This window comes from Muribacter muris, from assembly GCF_001038205.1.
Lineage (GTDB): Bacteria > Pseudomonadota > Gammaproteobacteria > Enterobacterales > Pasteurellaceae > Muribacter > Muribacter muris.
Genome location: NZ_JWIZ01000017.1, coordinates 1 through 20,077, shown reverse-complemented (window position 1 = coordinate 20,077; position 20,077 = coordinate 1). Strand labels below are relative to the sequence as shown.

Annotated in this window: 21 protein-coding genes and 1 pseudogene; 12 read left to right on the top strand and 10 right to left on the bottom strand. The window is 44.2% G+C overall.

The genetic code is table 11. The features are described from left to right. The first annotated feature begins 78 nt into the window (after positions 1–78). Together tenA and RO21_RS03270 are read left to right on the top strand one after the other, a co-directional pair. Positions 79–732 carry a thiaminase II gene (tenA, locus tag RO21_RS03275; RefSeq protein ID WP_047976373.1) on the top strand — a complete coding sequence of 218 codons (654 nt, stop codon included), beginning with the start codon at positions 79–81 and terminating at the stop codon, positions 730–732. A 50-nt stretch (positions 733–782) separates the two neighbouring features. Continuing rightward, entirely contained in the window at positions 783–2,087 is a 1,305-nt protein-coding gene (locus RO21_RS03270; protein WP_047976372.1) for an MFS transporter, read from the top strand. Between the two features lie 114 nt (positions 2,088–2,201). Here RO21_RS03270 and RO21_RS03265 read toward each other — a convergent pair whose 3' ends face one another. Beyond that, on the bottom strand, positions 2,202–2,498 hold the full coding sequence (locus tag RO21_RS03265) for a hypothetical protein (protein WP_157019613.1): 297 nt from the start codon (positions 2,496–2,498) through the stop codon (positions 2,202–2,204). Between the two features lie 84 nt (positions 2,499–2,582). Further along, entirely contained in the window at positions 2,583–4,352 is a 1,770-nt protein-coding gene (gene aspS / locus RO21_RS03260; RefSeq protein ID WP_047976370.1) for an aspartate--tRNA ligase, read from the bottom strand. A 174-nt stretch (positions 4,353–4,526) separates the two neighbouring features. On the opposite strand from aspS, the gene RO21_RS03255 reads away from it, so the two are divergent. The 3 genes from RO21_RS03255 to RO21_RS03245 all read left to right on the top strand — a co-directional run bounded on the left by RO21_RS03255 (position 4,527) and on the right by RO21_RS03245 (position 6,234). Next, positions 4,527–5,039: an isoprenylcysteine carboxyl methyltransferase family protein gene (locus tag RO21_RS03255; protein ID WP_047976369.1), complete on the top strand. Its 513-nt coding sequence runs from the start codon at positions 4,527–4,529 to the stop codon at positions 5,037–5,039. Between the two features lie 99 nt (positions 5,040–5,138). Beyond that, a complete protein-coding gene (grpE, locus tag RO21_RS03250; RefSeq protein WP_047976368.1) occupies positions 5,139–5,729 on the top strand; it encodes a nucleotide exchange factor GrpE in 591 nt (196 codons plus the stop codon). A gap of 52 nt (positions 5,730–5,781) precedes the next feature. Then, positions 5,782–6,234, top strand: a complete 453-nt coding sequence (locus RO21_RS03245; RefSeq protein WP_047976367.1) for a DUF441 domain-containing protein — start codon at positions 5,782–5,784, stop codon at positions 6,232–6,234. An 8-nt stretch (positions 6,235–6,242) separates the two neighbouring features. Here the strand turns inward: RO21_RS03245 and murQ are convergent, their stop codons facing one another. Both murQ and RO21_RS03235 read right to left on the bottom strand, forming a co-directional pair. After that, complete coding sequence (gene murQ / locus RO21_RS03240) at positions 6,243–7,142, bottom strand: N-acetylmuramic acid 6-phosphate etherase (RefSeq protein WP_047976366.1); 900 nt, start codon at positions 7,140–7,142, stop codon at positions 6,243–6,245. Between the two features lie 41 nt (positions 7,143–7,183). Further along, on the bottom strand, positions 7,184–8,029 hold the full coding sequence (locus RO21_RS03235; RefSeq protein ID WP_047976365.1) for a DMT family transporter: 846 nt from the start codon (positions 8,027–8,029) through the stop codon (positions 7,184–7,186). 136 nt (positions 8,030–8,165) lie between these two features. On the opposite strand from RO21_RS03235, the gene RO21_RS03230 reads away from it, so the two are divergent. Continuing rightward, positions 8,166–9,554, top strand: coding sequence for an aminotransferase-like domain-containing protein (locus tag RO21_RS03230; RefSeq protein WP_047976364.1), 1,389 nt, complete (start codon positions 8,166–8,168; stop codon positions 9,552–9,554). A gap of 66 nt (positions 9,555–9,620) precedes the next feature. Here the strand turns inward: RO21_RS03230 and RO21_RS03225 are convergent, their stop codons facing one another. Genes RO21_RS03225 through bcp form a run of 4 tightly spaced genes read right to left on the bottom strand, consistent with a single transcriptional unit; the run spans position 9,621 to position 12,604 of the window. After that, on the bottom strand, positions 9,621–10,739 hold the full coding sequence (locus RO21_RS03225; RefSeq protein WP_047976363.1) for an anhydro-N-acetylmuramic acid kinase: 1,119 nt from the start codon (positions 10,737–10,739) through the stop codon (positions 9,621–9,623). Further along, entirely contained in the window at positions 10,739–11,578 is an 840-nt protein-coding gene (queF, locus tag RO21_RS03220; RefSeq protein WP_047976362.1) for an NADPH-dependent 7-cyano-7-deazaguanine reductase QueF, read from the bottom strand. The genes RO21_RS03225 and queF overlap by 1 nt, the downstream gene beginning before the upstream one ends. After that, positions 11,575–12,135 (bottom strand): D-glycero-beta-D-manno-heptose 1,7-bisphosphate 7-phosphatase, encoded by a 561-nt coding sequence (gene gmhB / locus RO21_RS03215; protein WP_047976361.1) that lies wholly within the window; start codon positions 12,133–12,135, stop codon positions 11,575–11,577. The genes queF and gmhB overlap by 4 nt, the downstream gene beginning before the upstream one ends. Then, a complete protein-coding gene (gene bcp, locus RO21_RS03210; RefSeq protein WP_047976360.1) occupies positions 12,125–12,604 on the bottom strand; it encodes a thioredoxin-dependent thiol peroxidase in 480 nt (159 codons plus the stop codon). Before bcp ends, gmhB begins: the two co-directional genes overlap by 11 nt. A gap of 172 nt (positions 12,605–12,776) precedes the next feature. Between bcp and RO21_RS03205 the strand changes: the two genes are divergently transcribed. From RO21_RS03205 to fbpC, 3 genes are read left to right on the top strand one after another with little or no spacing between them, the layout of a single operon-like run. Then, complete coding sequence (locus tag RO21_RS03205) at positions 12,777–13,811, top strand: ABC transporter substrate-binding protein (RefSeq protein WP_047976359.1); 1,035 nt, start codon at positions 12,777–12,779, stop codon at positions 13,809–13,811. A gap of 49 nt (positions 13,812–13,860) precedes the next feature. Next, positions 13,861–15,903 (top strand): ABC transporter permease, encoded by a 2,043-nt coding sequence (locus tag RO21_RS03200; protein ID WP_047976358.1) that lies wholly within the window; start codon positions 13,861–13,863, stop codon positions 15,901–15,903. A 9-nt stretch (positions 15,904–15,912) separates the two neighbouring features. Continuing rightward, a complete protein-coding gene (gene fbpC / locus RO21_RS03195; RefSeq protein WP_047976357.1) occupies positions 15,913–16,965 on the top strand; it encodes a ferric ABC transporter ATP-binding protein in 1,053 nt (350 codons plus the stop codon). A gap of 86 nt (positions 16,966–17,051) precedes the next feature. On the opposite strand, the gene RO21_RS03190 is transcribed toward fbpC, so the two are convergent. Beyond that, positions 17,052–17,396 (bottom strand): helix-turn-helix domain-containing protein, encoded by a 345-nt coding sequence (locus RO21_RS03190; RefSeq protein ID WP_047976356.1) that lies wholly within the window; start codon positions 17,394–17,396, stop codon positions 17,052–17,054. Between the two features lie 219 nt (positions 17,397–17,615). Between RO21_RS03190 and RO21_RS03185 the strand changes: the two genes are divergently transcribed. Genes RO21_RS03185 through RO21_RS03175 form a run of 3 tightly spaced genes read left to right on the top strand, consistent with a single transcriptional unit; the run spans position 17,616 to position 19,972 of the window. Further along, entirely contained in the window at positions 17,616–18,509 is an 894-nt protein-coding gene (locus RO21_RS03185) for a helix-turn-helix transcriptional regulator (RefSeq protein WP_047976355.1), read from the top strand. Positions 18,510–18,517: 8 nt separating this feature from the next. Further along, positions 18,518–18,904 (top strand): tellurite resistance TerB family protein, encoded by a 387-nt coding sequence (locus RO21_RS03180; protein ID WP_047976354.1) that lies wholly within the window; start codon positions 18,518–18,520, stop codon positions 18,902–18,904. An 18-nt stretch (positions 18,905–18,922) separates the two neighbouring features. Further along, entirely contained in the window at positions 18,923–19,972 is a 1,050-nt protein-coding gene (locus RO21_RS03175; protein ID WP_047976353.1) for a hypothetical protein, read from the top strand. Between the two features lie 27 nt (positions 19,973–19,999). On the opposite strand, the pseudogene RO21_RS12750 reads toward RO21_RS03175, so the two are convergent. Continuing rightward, positions 20,000–20,077, bottom strand: a pseudogene (locus RO21_RS12750) (IS1595 family transposase); the annotation flags it as partial.

Below are 20,077 nucleotides of genomic sequence, written 5' to 3'. Positions count from 1 at the left end.
CTACCCTATTAGACTAACTGTTTTCAGACTATCTTGAGTTCATTCCGTTTATATTCAACTGAAAATAGGAGAAATAGGATGCTTACTTGCCAACAACTCATCCAAGGTAGTTCAATCCATTGGAAAAACTACATCGAACATCATTTTGTGCTACAACTTGCTCAAGGTACACTTCCCATTATAAATTTCCAACATTATCTAAAGCAGGATTATCTCTATCTTTTCCATTATAGCCGAGCATTTGGGTTAGCCGTTTACAAGGCGGATACGTTTGCTCAAATGAATGCTGCACAGCAGGTGGTACAATCTATTTTAGAGGAGATCGAGTTACATATCTCGTATTGCAAGGAATGGGGTATATCAAAGGAAGAGCTGCAACAACTTTCCGAATCCCCCGCCTGCATAGCTTATACTCGTTACGTTTTAGACTGTGGTATGCACGGTACACTCGCCGAACTATATGCCGCAATCGCTCCTTGTGCTTTAGGCTATGCTGAAGTTTCCAGAATGATTAATGAACGACAGCTTAGTCCATCAAATAATCCTTATCAAAAATGGATTGACAATTACGCTTCCCCAGGCTTTCAACATAGTGCCGCACAAATCGGTGCAACGCTAGAACAACTTTGTCAGTTTATCACTCTCTCCCAGTTGCAAAAAATCCAAGAGATTTTTACTACGGCTACTCGTATGGAAGTGGCATTTTGGCAAATGGGATTAGATTTAAACTAACTGCTATTCAGCGTTCATCATACACCCGTGCAATGCTAAAGGAGCAACAAATGCAACCGACACAAAACAACCTCAAGCAGGTAATTACCGCGACAATGATAGGTACGACCATAGAATATTTTGATAATTACATCTATGCGATTGCTGCGGTACTCATTTTTAATCATCAGTTTTTTTACGCCGATCCTGTGTCCAGTCAGATCGCAGCACTCTCGACACTTGCCCTGACCTTTATCGCCCGACCGCTAGGTGCCGCATTATTCGGGCATTTCGGTGATCGCTTCGGTCGGAAAAACACGCTTGTCGTCTCTCTGCTTCTAATGGGCTCGGCAACCGTCATTATCGGATTATTACCCACTTATGAACATATCGGTATCTGGGCAACATTACTGCTTTGTTTATGCAGAATCGGGCAAGGCATCGGCTTAGGTGGTGAATGGGGAGGGGCGGCACTGGTTGCGATTGAAAATGCCCCGCAGCATAAACGAGGGTGGTACGGCACCTTTCCACAGCTAGGTGCACCGATAGGATTATTACTGGCGAATGGCGTATTCTTTGTCGTTAATTGGCTTTTTGGCGATCAAGCATTAGTTGAATGGGCTTGGCGTATTCCGTTTATCTCATCGGTTATTCTCATTTTTATCGGATTATACGTCCGTCTAAAATTAGTTGAAAGCCCGATTTTTATCACTGCAATAGCACAACAAAAACGAGCGGTAAACTTGCCGATAAAATGGGTTTTCTCCACCTACGCCAAACCCTTTATTCTAGGAATGTTGCTATCCGTTGCCGGCTATGTTTTATTTTATATTATGATTGCTTTTGCTCAAGTATATGCAAAATCACCGGTCGGACTCTCGCCTGCAGGTTATGCGACAGGGTTGGGGCTTTCAAGCGGCACATTGACTTTCCTGTTAATGTGCAGTGCTTTTGCCCTTGCATTGACGATCAGCCTTTCGGGATATTATATCGACCGTATCGGACGTAAACAATGGATGATAATCACCACGCTAGGCGTAACACTCTTTGGGCTCTTTATCCCGTTCTTCCTTGAAAATGCAACTACATTAAGACTATTTTTCTTTTTTATGATAGGTATGGGGCTCATCGGAATGGGGTATGGCCCATTAGCCAGCTTACTGCCCGAACTGTTTCCAACGGAAGTCCGTTATTCCGGCGCATCGCTGGCTTATAACTGTGCCGGCATCTTAGGCGCAAGTGTTGCTACGCTGATAACCATTCCGCTAAATAATCATTTCGGTTTATGGGGCGTTGGCATTTATCTCTTTGTTAACGGCTTATTAAGCCTTGGCGCACTATGGAAAATAGCAGAAACCAAAGATAGTCTTTTATAGACGGAAAACGCCCCACCAATCAGATCTTGATTGGTGGGGTTTATCCTATTTGCAGATTTTTAAGTGAAAATACCCGCTTGTAAACTATTCACAACTTCCCCAGCTTAACCAAGGCTACTCTTCTTTGTCAAAATGCGCATCACCTAAAAAATGTTGAGTTATAAAGCCGCCAATCATCGCTAAAATAAAATGAATTTTAGGATATTCACTTAGCAACATATGACAGATCAACATAACGATTGCATAACCTAGCAAGAAAGTGATAAAAAATTTTCCAAACGAATATTTATATTTTATCGCTTGTTGGCAGTGGGGACATTGCTTGATCCATTGAACAGGTTTGATGAGCGGAATTTTGATCGACTGATGGCAATGCGGGCAGGCTAAGCTGCAATAGTTGATAAGCATCATTGTCTCCTTTTTACTTTCACATTTCTCACTATACTTGTCTAAGAAAAAAGCCCTCTAAATCGGCTGATTTAAAGGGCTTTGAATTTAGTCTGATTTAGCGACCACGCTAATTGCCAGTTCGGTTAATGCCTGCGGATTGGCATAACTCGGTGCTTCGGTCATCAAGCAGGCTGCGGCAGTGGTTTTCGGGAAGGCGATCACATCTCGAATATTTTCCGTACCGGTAATCAGCATCGTCAAACGGTCTAAGCCAAAGGCAAGACCGGCGTGCGGCGGTGTGCCGTATTTGAGAGCATCCAGCAAGAAGCCAAACTTCTCTTTTTGTTCATCTTCGTTAATGCCCAAAATGTTGAAGACGGTTTGTTGCATTTTCGGGTCGAAAATCCGTACTGAGCCGCCGCCGACTTCGTAACCGTTGATCACCATATCATAAGCATTGGCAACCGCACTTTTCGGGTCAGCCATCAACTGCTCCGGCGTTAGCTCTTTTGGTGAGGTGAATGGGTGGTGCATTGCCGACCAATTCCCTTCATCATCTTTTTCAAACATTGGGAAATCTACCACCCAAAGCGGCTTCCAAGCATTCAGATCAGTGAGGTTTAGATCACGCCCTACTTTTAAACGCAGCGCCCCCATTGCATCGGTTACGATTTTTTCTTTATCTGCGCCGAAGAAAATAATATCGCCGTTTTGTGCATTCACACGGGCTAAGAGGGCAACAACCACCTCGTCAGTTAAAAACTTCGCAATCGGGCTTTGCAAACCGGCAAGCCCTGCGTTCACATCATTGACTTTCGCCCACGCCAAGCCTTTCGCCCCATAAATGCCGACAAATTGGGTGTATTCGTCAATCTGTTTACGGGTGATTTCCGCCCCGTTTGGCACTCGGATAACCGCAATCCGCCCTTCCGGATCATTTGCCGGTTCGTTAAAGACTTTAAACTCTACCTCTTTTAATAAATCGGCGACATCAACCAATTCAAGCGGGTTGCGCAGATCCGGTTTGTCCGAACCGAAACGGCGCATTGCTTCCGCAAAGGTCATTTGTGGAAATTCGCCTAAATCGACATTTAAGCGATCCAACCAGAGCCCACGGATCATTTTTTCCATCATCGCCCGCACTTCCGGTGCTGTCATAAAGGTGGTTTCCACATCAATTTGGGTAAATTCCGGCTGGCGATCGGCGCGCAAATCTTCATCACGGAAGCATTTGACAATTTGGTAATAACGGTCAAATCCCGACATCATCAAAAGCTGTTTGAATAGCTGCGGCGACTGTGGCAACGCATAAAATTTGCCTTTATGCACACGGCTCGGCACAAGATAATCCCGCGCGCCTTCCGGTGTGGCTTTGGTGAGCATTGGGGTTTCAATATCAAGGAAGCCGCTATCGTCCATAAAACGGCGGACAAAACTGGTGATTTTGGCACGGGTTTTCAAACGTTCAGCCATTTCCGGACGGCGTAAATCTAAATAACGGTATTTTAAACGCTGCTCTTCCGTGTTATTTTGGTTGAAATCAAGGGGAAGCACTTCAGCATTGTTATATACCAATACATCTTTTACTAATACTTCAATCTCACCCGTTGCCATTTCTTGATTGATTTGCGATTCATCACGGGCAATCACTTCGCCTTTAATTTGTACGCAGGCTTCCGCACGCAAGCTACTGGCAATTTTAAACAGTGCGTCGTCTTTTTCATCAAAGAAAACTTGTACGATCCCTTCACGATCACGAATTTGCATAAAAATAAAACGACCGAGGTTACGCACACGGTGAACCCAGCCACTTAAGGTTACTTGTTCGCCAACGTGAGAGCGATTTAATGCCCCGCAATAATGAGAACGCATCATAAAATTATCCTTTATCAAAATAGAGAAAAAATTGTGTCGATTATAGCGAAAAATCGACATAGAGAGAACGGTTATTTCTGCGGATAATCTCGCCAAACGGCGTTCTATAATGTAAGAATAGGTGCATCACTTTGTCTAAGGTGATATGGTTTTACCCTTTTAAAAGGAGATTTTATGTTATTTATCAATACCCTTTTCGCACTTATTTTAGCCCTGCGTTTTTACACCTTATCTATTTCAATTCGTAACGAAAAAGCCCTGATCGCAAAAGGGGCGGTTCAATACGGCAAAACCAATTCAATACTGCTCTCTGCCGCACATATTCTGTTTTATCTTGCTGCCATCACAGAGGCAAATTTCCGCCAAATCAGCTTTGATCATACCGCCCAGCTCGGTTTAGCACTGCTCATTTTTGCCTTTATTATGCTGTTTTATGTGATCTATGCCTTAAAAGAGATTTGGACAGTCAAACTTTACATTTTACCCGCTCACAAAATTAACCGTTCTTTTCTGTTTAAATATATTCGCCACCCCAACTATTTTCTCAATATCATTCCGGAGCTAATCGGTTTAAGCCTGTTTTGCCACGCCGGTTATACCGCAATGTTCGGCTTACCCGTCTATCTTGTCATTTTAGCGGTGCGGATCAAACAAGAAGAAAAAGCAATGGCGCATTTACTGAACTAAATCGCTTATTCGGCTTGAAATTGGTGGATTTAACCCTATATTAGCGGTCAGTTTTGTGCAAAAATTTGCAATGTAAATTTTCATTTAGAGGACTTATAAATGACAAATCAAACCGAAAAATCCCCTGTAGAACAAGATGTTGTGGCAGAAGAAACCGTAGAGCAAACCGAACAAGCACTGGCAGATTTGCAAGAAAACGCAGAAATCGACCCGCTTGTTGCGGCAAATGAACGCATTCAAAGTTTAGAGGCTTACATCGCCGAAGCAGACAAACGGGAACAGGACATTGCCCTGCGTGCCAGAGCCGAAATTGAAAATATTCGCCGCCGCACCGAACAAGACGTTGAAAAAGCGCACAAATTTGCCCTTGAGAAATTTTCCAAAGAATTACTGAATGTGGTGGACAATCTTGAGCGTGCGCTACAAGCATTGGAAGGGGCGGACGAAAGCAGCAAAGCCCTCGCCGAAGGGGTGGAATTAACCCATAAAGGTTTGGTTTCAACACTGACTAATTTCGGTGTGGTCGCCGTCGGTAATATCGGTGAGGCTTTCGATCCGGAATTGCACCAAGCGATTTCAATGCAGCCCGCAGAAAACATTGAGCCGAACCATATCAGCAGCGTAATGCAAAAAGGCTACACCTTACACGGCAGAGTGATCCGTCCTGCAATGGTGATGGTTGCCAGTTAATCTTTCAATCCCTTACAATCGTAAGGGATTTTACTTTTCCCGCATATAGATTATGTCTTTACAATTCAATGCAGTGGCATTACTGCTCGTGGCACTTATCCTACTCGGTTTATTCAGCCAAAATAGTGCCGTTACGATCTCCGCTGCCGTGCTACTGATTATGCAACAAACTTTTTTGGCGAAATACTTGCCGCTTGCCGATCAATACGGTTTAAAAATCGGTATCGTGATTTTAACAATCGGTGTACTGAGCCCGTTAGTATCCGGCAGAATTACGCTGCCGGAAATCAGCCAGCTCCTTGATCTGAAAATGCTCTTTTCGATTATAGCCGGCGTACTGGTTGCTTGGTTAGGCGGAAGAGGCGTAAACCTGATGGGCAGCCAACCCGTGCTGGTTACGGGGCTGTTGATTGGCACGATTATCGGCGTGGCTTTTTTGAAGGGCGTGCCGGTCGGGCCGCTTATTGCAGCAGGTATTCTCTCACTGGTTATTGGCAAAGCCTAGCGGTACAACTATCTTAACCGCCCGTGATTTTGACGCAATAATTGCTCGGCAGTGGCGCTATCCGTGCCGCTCAAAATCATCATTATTGCCAATTTGGCATTTTGATTGGCTTGGGCGAGTGCCGTTTCCGCTGTCGTTTGCGAACACTCTGTCGCTTGCATCACAATACGCACGGCACGGGCGAGCAACTTCTGATTACTGGCTTGCACATCGACCATCAAATTTTGATAGCATTTGCCCATTAGCACCATACTGGCAGTAGAAAGCATATTCAGCACCAATTTTTGTGCTGTGCCGGATTTGAGCCGGCTTGACCCTGTTAAGACTTCCGCTCCGACCACCGTTTCAATCGCAATATCAGCCATTTTCGCCATTGGCGAACGAGGGTTGCTGGCTATCGCAACCGTATATGCACCAAGGGATTTTGCATAATTTAATGCGCCTAATACATAAGGGGTGCGTCCGCTTGCCGCTATCCCGACTAAAACATCTTTTTCGCAAAAACCGACCGCTTGCAAATCCGCTTTGCCCGCCTCATCGCTATCCTCCGCCCCTTCTACCGCCTGACGCAACGCCTTGTCGCCACCAGCTATTAGCCCTTTAACCATTTCGAGCGATGTGCCGAACGTGGGCGGGCATTCCGAAGCGTCCAATACGCCCAACCGCCCGCTTGTACCTGCCCCCAAATAAACTAAGCGACCGCCTCGCTGAAAGGCGGCGACAATCTGTTCAACGGCAGCAGCAATCTGCGGTAAACAGGCTTGCACTGCCGCAGGCACTTGGCGATCTTCCTCATTCATCAATGCGACAATCTCTGCCGCCGATAAACGATCCATCTCCATTGATTTAGGGTTGCGTTGTTCCGTGATTAAGTGGGTTAATGTCTCTAATAAAGCGTGTTCAGCCATTGTATTTTGGGTTAAATCATAAGTAGATGGCAATTATCATACTATTTTTTATTGGCAATATATAGCCCGATTAAGACAATCAATAGGCTGATGATTTCTAAAAATGACAATCTTTCCTCAAATATTACATAAGCGTAGAAAGCAGCAATCATCGGCTGTGTTAAGACTAATAAAGCGGCAAAACTAGCGTTAATTTTGCCTAAACAATAACTTAATCCGCCTTGCCCTAATATTTGCGATAACAATGCCAAACCGATTAGCGGATAAATTTCGGCAAAGGTGAGCGGTAAAAATACGCCCTCATATCCAATCGCTAACGGCAATAATACGATCAAACACCCGATGCTTGCATAAGCCATTATTTGAATGGTTGAAAAGTGATACCTTAATTTATACACGCTAATCATAAATAAACCGTAAAAGACCGACGTTAGTAATGCTAACAGATCACCTTTAAAATGAAGCAAAGTAGGTGAAATTTTGCCGTTCATTAAGATCATCAACCCGATTAGCATTATTCCTGCGCCTAACAGAAATGACTTCGTTAATTTTTCTTTATAAAGAAAATAAGAGATCGGCACTACTGTAAAAGGGACTAAGTTCGCTAATAAATTCGCATTCGCGACGGTCGTATAAGCAAACGATATATTCCAAAAGACTAAATCCAATGCAAGGAACCCCCCTGCTATTATTGCTATGCCTTTTTCTTTATAGCTCATTATGCGATGATGAGATTCAAACTTCATCAATATAAAAAAGACAGGCAATGAAAATAACACTCTATACATTCCCGTTGTAATGGGGGGAAATTCACTTAATTTGACAAATATACCGCCTAATGCCAAACAACATATTGAAAGCATCGCTAATAATAAATAACGGTTCATTCTGCTTTTCTCCTAGAAAGGTGATGTTCCGATTGTTCATATTTAATTTAAACGATAAAATCAATGCACAACCGAGGCAATTGACGATAATAAAAAATAACTGTATTGCCCTTTCATCGATACAGCAGGAAATAAAATGAATAAAAAAACCAAAGTTGCTCAAGTATGTGATTGGGTGATTGAAAAGATTGAACACAATATTTACCTGCCCGAGCAGAAAATTCCTTCTGTCCGATCCCTTGCTAAACGATTAAATTACTCGGCATTCACCATTTCTCAAGCCTATGAACACCTTGTTTCATTAGGCTATCTCAAGGCAATTCGAGGGTCGGGTTATTTCGTCAATCCAATCAAAACCGAAAGCGTACAAGCGGTTGCCGCCCCTTCATTTACACAAAATGTTGCAGATACGGGCTGGCTGATGCAACATTTATTTCACGAGCAGGAAAAAGATAAATCTCCCGGTAGCGGGCTGCTCCCGAGTGATTGGCTAATCCCCGCTAAGATTATTCGCCAAGCGATCAAAAAATCCGCCAAAGAAGCCCACGAGTTTATTTATACTTATGGGCATATTCAGGGATACTATCCGCTGAGAAAATTATTCGCCACGCAATTATCCCACTTAGGTATCACTGCCGATCCCTCGTTTATGATTACAATGCCGGGCGTGTCTGCGGCTATCCAATTAATTTTAAGATCGCTCACTCGCCCGAACGATTATATTATTGTCGATGATCCCAGTTGGTTTTGGTTATTAGGCTGCCTACATCAATTAAATTTAAACATATTAAGTGTACCAAGGGATCAAAATGGCCCAAATCTAGAAAAACTTGAGTATTTATTTAAAACTTATCAACCTAAAATATATATTACTAACAGCATTTTAAATAATCCGACGTCCTATAATGTCAGCCCTTCAATTATTTACAAAGTGCTTCATTTACTGCATCAATATAATGCCTATTTATTAGAAGATGATATTTACAGCCCGTTAGAAAATAACCCTCATACCTTGCGTTATATCACTTTAGATCAAGGTGAAAGAGTCTTTTATATTAGCGGAGTCTCTAAAATTCTTGGCGCAAATTGGCGGGTGGCATTTATTTATCTGCCGAAATCGTTTTTAGATATTATTCTTCGCCAAAAAATGTTGTCTAATATGACCAGTACCGAATTAACGGAACGCAGTGTTTATTCTATTTGGCTACACTCTTATTACCCCAAACATATTGATGAAATGCGTTTAAAATTAGTTAAAAAACACGAAAAAATGAAAAATGCGCTGGATAAAATAGGTATTGAATATCCTAAGCCGGCAAATAAAGGGATATTTTTATGGCTGGACTTAAAATTAGATACGACCAAAATGTCGATTGAAGCGAAAAAAGAGAATTATGTCTTAGCACCGGGTTATTTATTTTCCCAACACACCGATTTCTCCCACTATTTAAGATTAAATGTTACCCGCACTAGCGATGAATTTCTACACTGGCTAGCCGCCTATAAAGCCACTCATCAAGGCTAAACCAAACGGCTAGGGAACTATGCTGACGTCCACCATATCACATCAAGATCTGATTAAACGGCTACATCATAATGTTGTAAAAATTACCCCTAAACTGACCGCTTGTGATGCCCCCGTTACACTCGGCAGATTAGACGGCAGATTATGTATCCGTTGATACGCCAGCCACGCAAACGCAGCGGCTTCCACATAATCGACATCTAAGCCGTATGCGTTGGTCGTGGTTACCTGCCAATCGGGCAGCAGTACCTGCAAGCGAGCCATCAGCCTACCATTTTTTGCACCGCCGCCACAGACCAACAGCAGACACGGCAAGTCTTGAGGACGATTGATTGCCCGCAAATCTTGCGCAATACTTTGAGCGGTAAATTCCAGCAATGTCGCTTGTACATCATTGGGGGCAATCGGCTCAAATTGTGCCAATTTTGCCGCTAACCACGCCAAATTAAACAATTCCCGCCCTGTACTTTTCGGCGGTTTTTGAGCGAGAAAAGGCTCGTCAAGCAGTGCCGCCAGTAAACCGTGATGCACTTTGCCCGAAGCCGCCCACTCGCCGTTGCGATCAAACCGCTTGCCTTGATGACGCTCAATCCAATTATCCATCAGCGTATTCCCCGCTCCAATATCGTAGCCAAGGGGTTGCCGATTCGGAATCAGCAACGAAATATTGCTGATCCCACCGATGTTCAGCACCCCGGTAATCCGATTCGGATCGCTAAACAGCGCTTGATGAAACGCCGGCACGAACGGCGCACCTTGCCCGCCATAAGCCATATCCTTACGGCGAAAATCGCCCACCGTGGTAATGCCCGTGTGGGCAGCCAGCCAGTGCATATCGCCAAGTTGGGTCGTGAACGGATAATCGCCATTCGGTGCGTGCCACACGGTTTGCCCGTGGCAGCCGATAGCCTGAATATCCGCCGCCGTCAGCGCCAAATCAGCCAGAAAGTGGTTCACACAGTCCGCATAAAGCCGCCCAAGCCGTTGGTCTAACTCGCCCAGTTGTTGTAAGTCGGTCTGTCCGCTTTTAAGCAGCCTTGATAATGCCGCCCGAAGTTCTTCCGGCATTGGCACGCAGGCACAAGCGGTCATTTGCGGCGGATTTTGGGCAAAATCCACCAAGGCTAAATCTACCCCGTCCAAACTCGTGCCGGACATTATGCCTAAATACAACGAAGCGTTCATTATTGGCGTGCCAACCTTTGGTTTTGCGGTTCGCTCTCAAAATTAGATCGGAACGGGTTAATATCCAAACCGCCACGGCGGGTATAGCGGGCATATACCGTCAGTTTTTCCGGCTCGGCGAAACGCATTAAATCGGTAAAAATCCGTTCTACACACTGCTCGTGAAACTCGTTATGCTGACGGAACGAGATAAGATAGCGCAATAATTTCTCACGATCTAACCGCTTGCCGACATAATGAATTTGCACACTTCCCCAGTCCGGCTGATTGGTAATCAAACAGTTGGATTTTAGCAAATGGCTAACCAAGGTTTCTTCCACCCGTTCGTCCTGTGCAATATTTTCAAGGATACGGTTTGAGAATTGATAATCGTGAATCTCAATATCCAAATCGTCAATCCGTTCCCCGCCAAAATCCGCAATCGGCTGCTGGCGGTAAGCGTCCAATTTGTGAATATTCACCGTTACCTGACCGCTTGCACAACGGCTAAGATCCTCAACCAAACAACGCTCGACTGCTGCTATCGACTCAAATTTTGTCTGGTTGAAACTGTTCAAATAGAGCTTGAAACTCTTGGATTCAATCAAATTCTCACTGCGAAAATCCACCGCTACATCGGCAATTGCCACCTGCGGCACGCCTTTACTGTTTAGCCACGAAAGTTCATAAAGCGTCCAAATATCCGCCCCGCGATCAAAGGGCTGCTGCTCGCTAATGCCCAATTCATCACGGTTTAAACGGCGTGGTACGGCTTGTAATAATGTCGGATCATACTCACTGGCGTAATCGGTTTTCTGCCCCAACTTTAAGGCGGTTAAGCTGCTATCTTGATAGGTCATATCTTCCCCTGTTTCGCTAATAATAACGGCAGATCCGCCAAGCTGTCGATCACGCAATCCGCAGCAGCCTCCGCCGCCTCAGTAACCGCTTTACCGGTACGCACCAACATTTTATACGCAACGCCGGCATTTTGGGCGGCTTGCATATCTTCCAATTTATCCCCAACCATTATCGATTGGCTGGGGTCAATGTTTAAATCTCGGATCGCCTGTATAAACATTCCTGCCTGCGGCTTACGGCAATCACAGTGTTGGCGAAATTCGCCCTGCCCTTCGGGGTGGTGAGGGCAGTAGTAAATTCCGTCCAAATCTACCCCCCGATCCGCTAACGACCAATCCATCCATTCGGTTAATTGTAAAAATTGATCTTCGCTAAAATAGCCACGGGCGATGCCGGATTGATTTGTAACCAGTACCAACAAATAGCCCTGCTTTTTCAAGGCAAGCAATGCCTCGATCACGCCGTCAATAAATTGAAAGTCATCAATTTGATGCACATAACCGTGATCGAGATTGATCGTCCCGTCCCGATCCAAAAATACTGCTTTATGCGCCATTCTGTTGCCCTTTCAAATAGTCGATCACAATCCGGTGATGTTCGCTAGTTTTAAATTTGTCAAACACAGCCTCGATCCGACCGCTTGCATCCACTAAAAAGCTGATACGGTGAATACCGTCATAGGTTTTTCCCATAAATTTTTTCTCGCCCCACACCCCAAAGGCTTCTGCAATGTGATGATCGGGGTCGGATAACAGGGTGAAATTCAACCCTTTTTTCTCGGCAAATTGGGCTAATTTTTTCGGCAAATCGGGGCTGATCCCCAACACCGCCACATTAAAATCCGCCAGCTCGGTTTTGCTGTCCCGTAAACCGCACGCCTGCGTACTACAACCGGGCGTGAGGGCTTTCGGGTAAAAATAGACCAATACCCGCTGCCCACGGAATTGCATCAGGGAAACCGGCTGTTCGTGTTGGTCAAGTAAGGTAAAATCCGGCGCTTGATCGCCTATGTTTAATCTGTTCATTTGCTATCCTCAAAAAGTTGCGGTTATCTTACTATACAAGCGGTCGAAAAACGGCAAAATTTTGCAAAATTCTGTTTTTGTGAAAAAATTTGCTTATTTGTGAATAGCATCACAGTATTTTGATACAAATCCGATTATATTAGATGCGATTTTAACTCACCGAGAATACCCTATGAAATTGAAAACGCTCTCCGCCTTATTTGCTGCCGTAACATTCGGCTTGACCGCCAGTCAATCTGCCCTCGCCGAAGGGCGTTTGGTCGTCTATTGCAGTACCACGAACCTGATGTGCGAGCAGGCAACCCAAGCCTTTGGTGAAAAATATCAAGTCAAGGTTGCCTTTGTTCGTAACGGGTCGGGCAGCACATTGGCGAAAATTGAGTCGGAAAAAAATAATCCGCAGGCGGACGTTTGGTACGGCGGCACACTCGATCCGCAATCCCAAGCCGGTGAAATGGGGCTGTTGCAACCTTACCAATCGCCGAGTCTTGCCGAAATCAATGAAAAATTCCGTGATCCCGCTAAACTGAAAGGCAACTACACCTCTGCCGTTTATATGGGCATTTTGGGCTTTGGGGTTAATCTTGATCGGCTGAAAAAATTGGGTATCGAAAAAATACCAAGCAGTTGGGCGGATTTGCTCGATCCCCGACTTGCCGGTGAAATTCAGATCGCCGATCCGCAAAGTTCCGGCACAGCATACACAGCGATTGCCACTTTCGTTCAACTTTGGGGCGAAGAAAAAGCCTTTGCCTATTTCAAGCAACTCCACAAAAACATTTCCCAATATACCAAATCCGGTATTACCCCTTCTCGTAATACGGCACGGGGTGAAACGGCTATCAGCATCGGCTTTTTGCACGACTATGCGGTGGAAAAGAAACACGGGGCAAATTTGGAAATGGTTGTGCCAAGCGAAGGTACAGGCTATGAATTAGGCGGGGTGAGCATTTTAAAAGGGGCGCGTAACCTTGAAAATGCGAAACGGTTTGTCGATTGGGCATTGTCGAAAGAGGCGCAAGAGCTCGCTTGGCAAAAAGGCGAGGCTTTCCAAGTCTTAACCAACACCACCGCCGAGCCGTCCCCCTATTCCCTTAATCCGCAGGATCTGACCTTAATCCATTACGATTTTGAAAAATACGGCTCAACCGAAGAGCGTAAACGGTTAATCGAAAAATGGGTCAATGAGGTCAAATTAGCCGAATAATCCGATATGCTAGGGGCATCAGCCCCTTTTCTGACGTTTTTGGAACACTATGCCGAATTTTTTCTCTTTTTCCCGTCCTGCCGTTTGGGTACTGTTTGCGTGGCAGGGCTTTGCTTTTTTGCCGGTAACCGCCTTAGATTACGGGGTGTTTGATGCGACCACCGAAGAATGGCAGCAAGCCAAAGGCTGGACGAGCCTGAATATCGCTTGGGCGTGGTTTTTACCGCTCTGCCTTTTTCTGATCCCGACACCTCGCCCCAGCCTATTGCGTAGCCGATGTGAATTTGCCCTCGCAAGCGGTCTGTTTCTGCTGATTTTTCTCACGGCAATCTGGTTCAACGTTCGGTTAGGCTATGCGGTATTTTTGCTCATTCTCTCGCTGATAGCCCTTGCCACCAATGCGTTGGCAGACCTAAAAGTAATGCAGGGCGATCGCTTTATTATTGCAGCCTTGATCAGCATTGTACTGCTGATTTTCGGCTTTATTGTCTATCCGACCTTCGCTATTTTACAGTCAATGTTTTACCACAACGGCGAATTTGCACCGCAATACGCCTTGGCGATTTTGCAAAAATCCTATGTGCTGCGGGTGATTGGCAATTCACTGAGTGTAGCGGCAACGGTGGGGCTATTTTCTACGCTGTTCGGCTTGGCTTTTGCCCTTTACACCACCCGCATAGCCAAGCGCACGCTCTTTATCGGGAAAATTTTTTCGATCTTGCCGATTGTTACCCCGCCGTTTGTGGTTGGGTTGGGGGTTACACTAATGCTCGGCAGATCCGGCTATGTTACCGCCTTTTTAGTCGAGTACTTAGGCTTTCAAAGCCAGTGGCTATACGGCTTTACCGGTATTGTGATTGCCCATACGTTAGCCTTAACCCCAATGGCGTTTATGATTTTAGAAGGGGCGTTGAAGTCCATTCATCCCTCTGTGGAAGAAGCGGCTTATACGCTGCGTGCCAATCGCTATCAAGCATTTTTTCATATTATTTTACCGTTATTGAAACCAGCATTGGCAAACGCATTTTTAGTGGTTGCCATTCAATCCCTCGCCGATTTCAGCACCCCGCTTGTGTTAGGCGGCAGCTTTGATGTGATCGCCACGCAAATCTATTTCTATATCGCCGGTTCGCAACTGGATTACACCTCAGCCGGCACGCTCGGCACGTTGCTGCTTCTGTTTTCGTTAGCCATTTTTATCATTCAATATCTTTGGATTGGCAACCGCTCTTATGTTACCGTTTCCGGCAAATCCTACCGTGGCGAAGTGCAAGATCTGCCTACTCTGTTCAAAGGGGTCATTATTGTCGCCCTCGCCGGCTGGGTATTGTTTAATCTGATGCTGTACGGCAGTATCTTCTACGGCAGTTTTACGGTGAATTGGGGCGTCGATTACACCCTGACTTTCAATAACTACCTCACATTATTTGGACAAGGTTTTAATGACGGCGCTTGGCCGTCGTTACTCCAAACCGTGATGTTTGCCGCCGCGGCTGCCCCCATTACGGCATTCTTCGGCTTACTGATTGCCTATATCACCGTACGGCGAGAGTTTAAAGGGAGAAAAACGCTCGAATTTCTCACCCTACTCTGCTTTGCCGTACCTGGTACAGTGGCGGGCGTATCCTATATTTTGGCATTTAACGATAGCCCGATTTACCTCACCGGCACAGGTATCATCATCATTTTATCAATGGTAATGCGTAATATGCCGGTCGGTATGCGGGCGGCAGTGGCAGGGTTGGGGCAATTAGATAAATCCTTAGACGAAGCCTCGCTCTCCCTCAAAGCCGGTTCGTTAAAAACCCTCTGCTTTGTGGTCTTACCGTTGCTCAAACCGGCACTGCTTTCCGCCTTGGTAACCAGTTTTGTACGAGCGATGACAACCGTCAGTGCGATTGTGTTTTTAGTTACGGCAGACACACGGGTTGCCACCTCTTATATTTTAAATCGGGTGGAAGACGGTGAATACGGCATTGCGATTGCCTACGGGTCTATCCTCATCGTTGTGATGATGGGCATTATTTTTCTGTTTGATTGGCTGGTCGGCGACACACGCATTGCCCGTTCAAAAGCCAAGAAAATGAATTAAGGATTGAAAATGACACAACAAAATGCGTTTCTTGAGTTAAAAAATGTCAGTAAAGCGTTTGGCAAAAGCAAGGTAATTGATAATCTCAACCTCTCTATCCGCCAAGGCACAATGGTAACGCTGCTCGGCCCGTCCGGCTGTGGTAAAACGACCGTGCTGCGCCTTGTCGCAGGGCTGGAAAGCCCGACTACCGGACAAATTTTAATTGACGGGGAAGACGTTACCCGCAGTGCCATTCAGCAACGGGACATCTGCATCGTATTTCAGTCCTACGCCCTGTTTCCGCATATGTCGATTGGGGAGAATGTCGGTTACGGGTTAAAAATGCAAGGCGTACCGAAAAGCGAACGGCAGCAGCGAGTGAAAGCGGCGCTCGAACTGGTCGATTTAGCCGGTTTTGAAGATCGTTATGTCGATCAAATCTCCGGCGGGCAGCAACAACGGGTCGCCCTCGCTAGAGCCTTGATACTAAAACCTAAAGTATTATTGTTTGACGAACCTTTAAGCAATCTTGATGCCAATTTACGCCGCGCAATGCGCGAAAAAATCCGTGAATTGCAACAACGGCTCAATATTACAGCACTGTATGTTACCCACGATCAAACAGAAGCCTTTGCCGTTTCCGATGAAGTTATCGTAATGGACAAAGGCAAAATCCGCCAACAAGGCACGGCAAAAATGCTCTATTTGCAGCCTAACTCTCTGTTTCTTGCTAACTTTATGGGCGAATCCACCCTGTTTAGCGGCACACGTGAAGGCGACCATATCACCCTTGGCGACTACCGATTTCAGCTACACAATGCCGAGCGTTTTAACGTACCGAACGGCAAATGCCTGATCGGTATCCGCCCCGAAGCCGTTCAGCTAAAACCCGAGGGGCAGCCGGCGCAAAAATGTGAAATTCAGCACGCCGTCTATATGGGCAATCATTGGGAAATCACGGCAATCTGGCAAAACACCCCGCTGATGATCAACCTCAACCCCGAATATTATGACGAACAACAAAAGCTGCATTATATTCACCTTCACCACAGCGGTGTTTTTCTTCTTCCGCTTGAATAAAGCTAAGCAAGCGGGCAGATAGGGTCAGTGATTTGCAAAATAAAAAAGGCACATACCTGTGCCTCTTTTGTTGCAAACTAATCCATTCAAGTGCGTTGCTTCCACTTCACCATTCTTTCCAATAAATCGACTAACTCGCTGCGTTCAATGCTATCTAAATCGGCAAATAAAGCCTCCAGTTTGCGAGCTTGATCGACCGAACGATTACTGGTTTCCGTCAATAAATCGGCTAGCTCACAGCGAAAAATCTCGGACAATTCCAATAAACGCAGCACGGAAGGCACGGTTTTTCCCCGTTCCATTCTTGAAACGGCATCATTGCTGATCCCTAAGATTTCGGCTAACTGTGCTTGCGTAATACCAACGGCCTGGCGATATTTTGAGATTGCCCGCCCGATAGTTTGCAGCAGTTGCTCGTTCTTATCCGCCATATATCCTCCTCAACGCTAAAGGAAGAAATAATAGATATTGACTTTTTCAGTTAAATAGCAAATCACACTTATATTAGACCTTTAAAGTCTAAAATCATCAAATAATTATATTTGGCAAACTTTTTTTGAAAAAAATGCAAAATGTTCAGCAGGCGACACAACCTGTCCATCACCTTTTGCTAGACTTAGGTTATTCAACAATAAGCAGGATAGAACAGAATGAAAAAGAATACCGTATTAGCGAAAAGGTTAGCAGAAATCCTCGCTCGGCTTAATCAAGGGCAACGCATTGATGTTAATCAATTAGCGGAAGAATTTGGGGTGGCCGTTCGCACCATTCAACGTGATATTAAAGATCGGCTGGAATTTTTAGAATGGGCAGAAAGTGGTCCCCGTTATTACCGGCTCAACCATCATCAATTCAGCTTACTCAACCAACAAGACATCGAACGCTTTGCACTATTTGCCAGTATTTCTGATCTTTTCCCAAAAGTTGATCGCCAATTTTTCCAAGAAAAACTCACCGAAAGTATCAAAGTGAAAGGCTTTCAATATGAAGATATTCGCCATTTAGAGCAGGAATTTAATCTACTCACACAAGCGATTGAGCAACATCAATTTATTCATTTCCAATATACGAAAAGCGGTCAGATTCAGGGGAAATTTTACAAAATTGCCCCTTATAGCCTCATCAATAAAAACGGGATTTGGTATTTAATCGGCACGGATAACGACAAACAAAAAACCTTTTGTTTTACCCAAATTACAATGCCGAGAATATTAGAGGAAAGTTTTGAACCTAACCAACAACTGATCGCAGAAATTAAACGTAACGACAGTATCTCTTTCGGCAACCAAATTGGCGAAGTGCTGATCAAGGTTTCGGAGTTTGCCGCCCCTTATTTCCTACGTCGCAATTTACTGCCTAATCAAAAATTAGTGCATAAACTGGAAAGTGGCGAACTGATTCTCGCCAGCGAAAATGTTCACGAGCTGGACATTATCCCGTTAGTGCAATATTGGATACCACATTTGGTGATTATTAGTCCGAGTGAGTTGCAAAGTTCAATGCACAATAAGTTACAACAATATTTATTAACCACAAAAAATTAGGAGAATGTATGTTTATACAAAATCTAAATCGAGACCAACAATCTGTATTACTCTACTTAGCAAAGAAAATCGCTGAGGTTGACGGCAGTTCAGATGAACTACAATTAGGTATGGTCGAAATTTTATTAAAGCAGTCTGAAGAAGGGATTAGTGAGAAATCAATCTCTGCTGATGACCTTGCAGATGTATTTGATACAGAAAGATCGAAATGTTCTTTGGTACTTGAACTTTTAGGTGTTGCCTATGCAAATGAAGATTACCACCAATCTGAAAGAGATTTAGTTGCACAATATGCAACTAAATTAGGTATTTCAGATGAAAAATTAAGTTCATTAGAGCAGTGGGTTGAAAAGCAATTCGCTTTATCAAAAGAAGTTGAAATGTTATTAAGTTAGTTTTTAGGAGAAATTATTATGCCTTTACCGTTTATTTTAGCTGGTTTAGCAGTGGCTGCTGTAGGAACAGGAGCAAAAAAAGCCTATGATGGTTATCAAGATAACTCAGAAGCGGAACGCATTATAGATAGTGCAAAATCAGAGTACAGCAAAGCTACTAAAGAGCTAGAAGAGTCTCATAATAAATTAAATAAAAAAATAGAATCCGTGGGTAACTTACGCCTGCATATAGGAGGAAGAGTCAAAGAGTTGAAAGAAATGGCTGAAAAATTACAAGAAAAACTTAAACTTATTTCCTCTGAAAAAACGTTTAATTTTAATATCAGCAATATCAAATTAAAAAGGATTGACGCTTTTGGTTTATCCGTTGCCGAATTTACTACAGGTATTGCTTCAGGGGCCATCGCCGGCGGTGTAGCAGCTTATGCCGCATATGGTGGAACAATGGCACTTGCAACAGCATCTACAGGTACTGCAATTAGTTCTTTAGCAGGAGCTGCGGCAACAAAAGCAACCCTAGCTTCTTTAGGTGGGGGATCTTTAGCGGCTGGTGGTTTTGGTATTGCAGGAGGAACAGCCTTGTTAGGAGGAGTTGTTGCAGCCCCAATTATTGCTATTGCTGCTTGGACATATGCCTCAAATGCAGAGGAAAATTTATCTAAAGCAAGACAATATAAACGAGATGCAGAAAACGCCATAGAAAAAATGGAAAAGATTAAAGGTAAATATACTAGTGTAGCCTGTTATGTTGATAACGTATATTGGGAAACTAAAAAAATAGAAAATATCTTTAATAGCTATTATGCGGAAGTTAAAAAGATGTATAAGGCTGTTTTTGTGAAGAAACTTCCTAGAAATGAGGTAGAAAATTTAGCCGAAAGAATAGGGCTTGCGGTTCAAAACGGTCTAGCCATAGCTAGCATTATCACTGATATTTGTATTATTCCATTATTTAAAATGGATAGCGAAAATGAAGTGTTATTAGATAACGATAATATCCCTATGGATAATGAAGAGAAATTTAATAATCAGCTAGCCGAATGCAAAAGAAATAAACTTTTAGCTTAATATTTTTAAAGGGGCTGTACTAGATAACTAGAATAAATTCTGCTTTACTAATTGTTTTAAAATGGAAAATTGAACTTTTATTTCACTGTGGTTAAAACGCCATTC

Excerpts from the sequence above, each read along its gene's own strand:
- RO21_RS03270 (WP_047976372.1), top strand. The coding sequence starts at position 783 with ATGCAACCGACACAAAACAACCTCAAGCAGGTAATTACCGCGACAATG.
- fbpC (WP_047976357.1), top strand. The coding sequence starts at position 15,913 with ATGACACAACAAAATGCGTTTCTTGAGTTAAAAAATGTCAGTAAAGCG.
- RO21_RS03190 (WP_047976356.1), bottom strand. The coding sequence starts at position 17,396 with ATGGCGGATAAGAACGAGCAACTGCTGCAAACTATCGGGCGGGCAATC.
- RO21_RS03255 (WP_047976369.1), top strand. The coding sequence starts at position 4,527 with ATGTTATTTATCAATACCCTTTTCGCACTTATTTTAGCCCTGCGTTTT.
- RO21_RS03245 (WP_047976367.1), top strand. The coding sequence starts at position 5,782 with ATGTCTTTACAATTCAATGCAGTGGCATTACTGCTCGTGGCACTTATC.
- RO21_RS03185 (WP_047976355.1), top strand. The coding sequence starts at position 17,616 with ATGAAAAAGAATACCGTATTAGCGAAAAGGTTAGCAGAAATCCTCGCT.
- RO21_RS03200 (WP_047976358.1), top strand. The coding sequence starts at position 13,861 with ATGCCGAATTTTTTCTCTTTTTCCCGTCCTGCCGTTTGGGTACTGTTT.
- aspS (WP_047976370.1), bottom strand. The coding sequence starts at position 4,352 with ATGATGCGTTCTCATTATTGCGGGGCATTAAATCGCTCTCACGTTGGC.
- gmhB (WP_047976361.1), bottom strand. The coding sequence starts at position 12,135 with ATGGCGCATAAAGCAGTATTTTTGGATCGGGACGGGACGATCAATCTC.
- RO21_RS03225 (WP_047976363.1), bottom strand. The coding sequence starts at position 10,739 with ATGAACGCTTCGTTGTATTTAGGCATAATGTCCGGCACGAGTTTGGAC.
- tenA (WP_047976373.1), top strand. The coding sequence starts at position 79 with ATGCTTACTTGCCAACAACTCATCCAAGGTAGTTCAATCCATTGGAAA.
- bcp (WP_047976360.1), bottom strand. The coding sequence starts at position 12,604 with ATGAACAGATTAAACATAGGCGATCAAGCGCCGGATTTTACCTTACTT.
- RO21_RS03230 (WP_047976364.1), top strand. The coding sequence starts at position 8,166 with ATGAATAAAAAAACCAAAGTTGCTCAAGTATGTGATTGGGTGATTGAA.
- murQ (WP_047976366.1), bottom strand. The coding sequence starts at position 7,142 with ATGGCTGAACACGCTTTATTAGAGACATTAACCCACTTAATCACGGAA.
- RO21_RS03175 (WP_047976353.1), top strand. The coding sequence starts at position 18,923 with ATGCCTTTACCGTTTATTTTAGCTGGTTTAGCAGTGGCTGCTGTAGGA.
- queF (WP_047976362.1), bottom strand. The coding sequence starts at position 11,578 with ATGACCTATCAAGATAGCAGCTTAACCGCCTTAAAGTTGGGGCAGAAA.
- RO21_RS03235 (WP_047976365.1), bottom strand. The coding sequence starts at position 8,029 with ATGAACCGTTATTTATTATTAGCGATGCTTTCAATATGTTGTTTGGCA.
- grpE (WP_047976368.1), top strand. The coding sequence starts at position 5,139 with ATGACAAATCAAACCGAAAAATCCCCTGTAGAACAAGATGTTGTGGCA.
- RO21_RS03180 (WP_047976354.1), top strand. The coding sequence starts at position 18,518 with ATGTTTATACAAAATCTAAATCGAGACCAACAATCTGTATTACTCTAC.
- RO21_RS03265 (WP_157019613.1), bottom strand. The coding sequence starts at position 2,498 with ATGATGCTTATCAACTATTGCAGCTTAGCCTGCCCGCATTGCCATCAG.
- RO21_RS03205 (WP_047976359.1), top strand. The coding sequence starts at position 12,777 with ATGAAATTGAAAACGCTCTCCGCCTTATTTGCTGCCGTAACATTCGGC.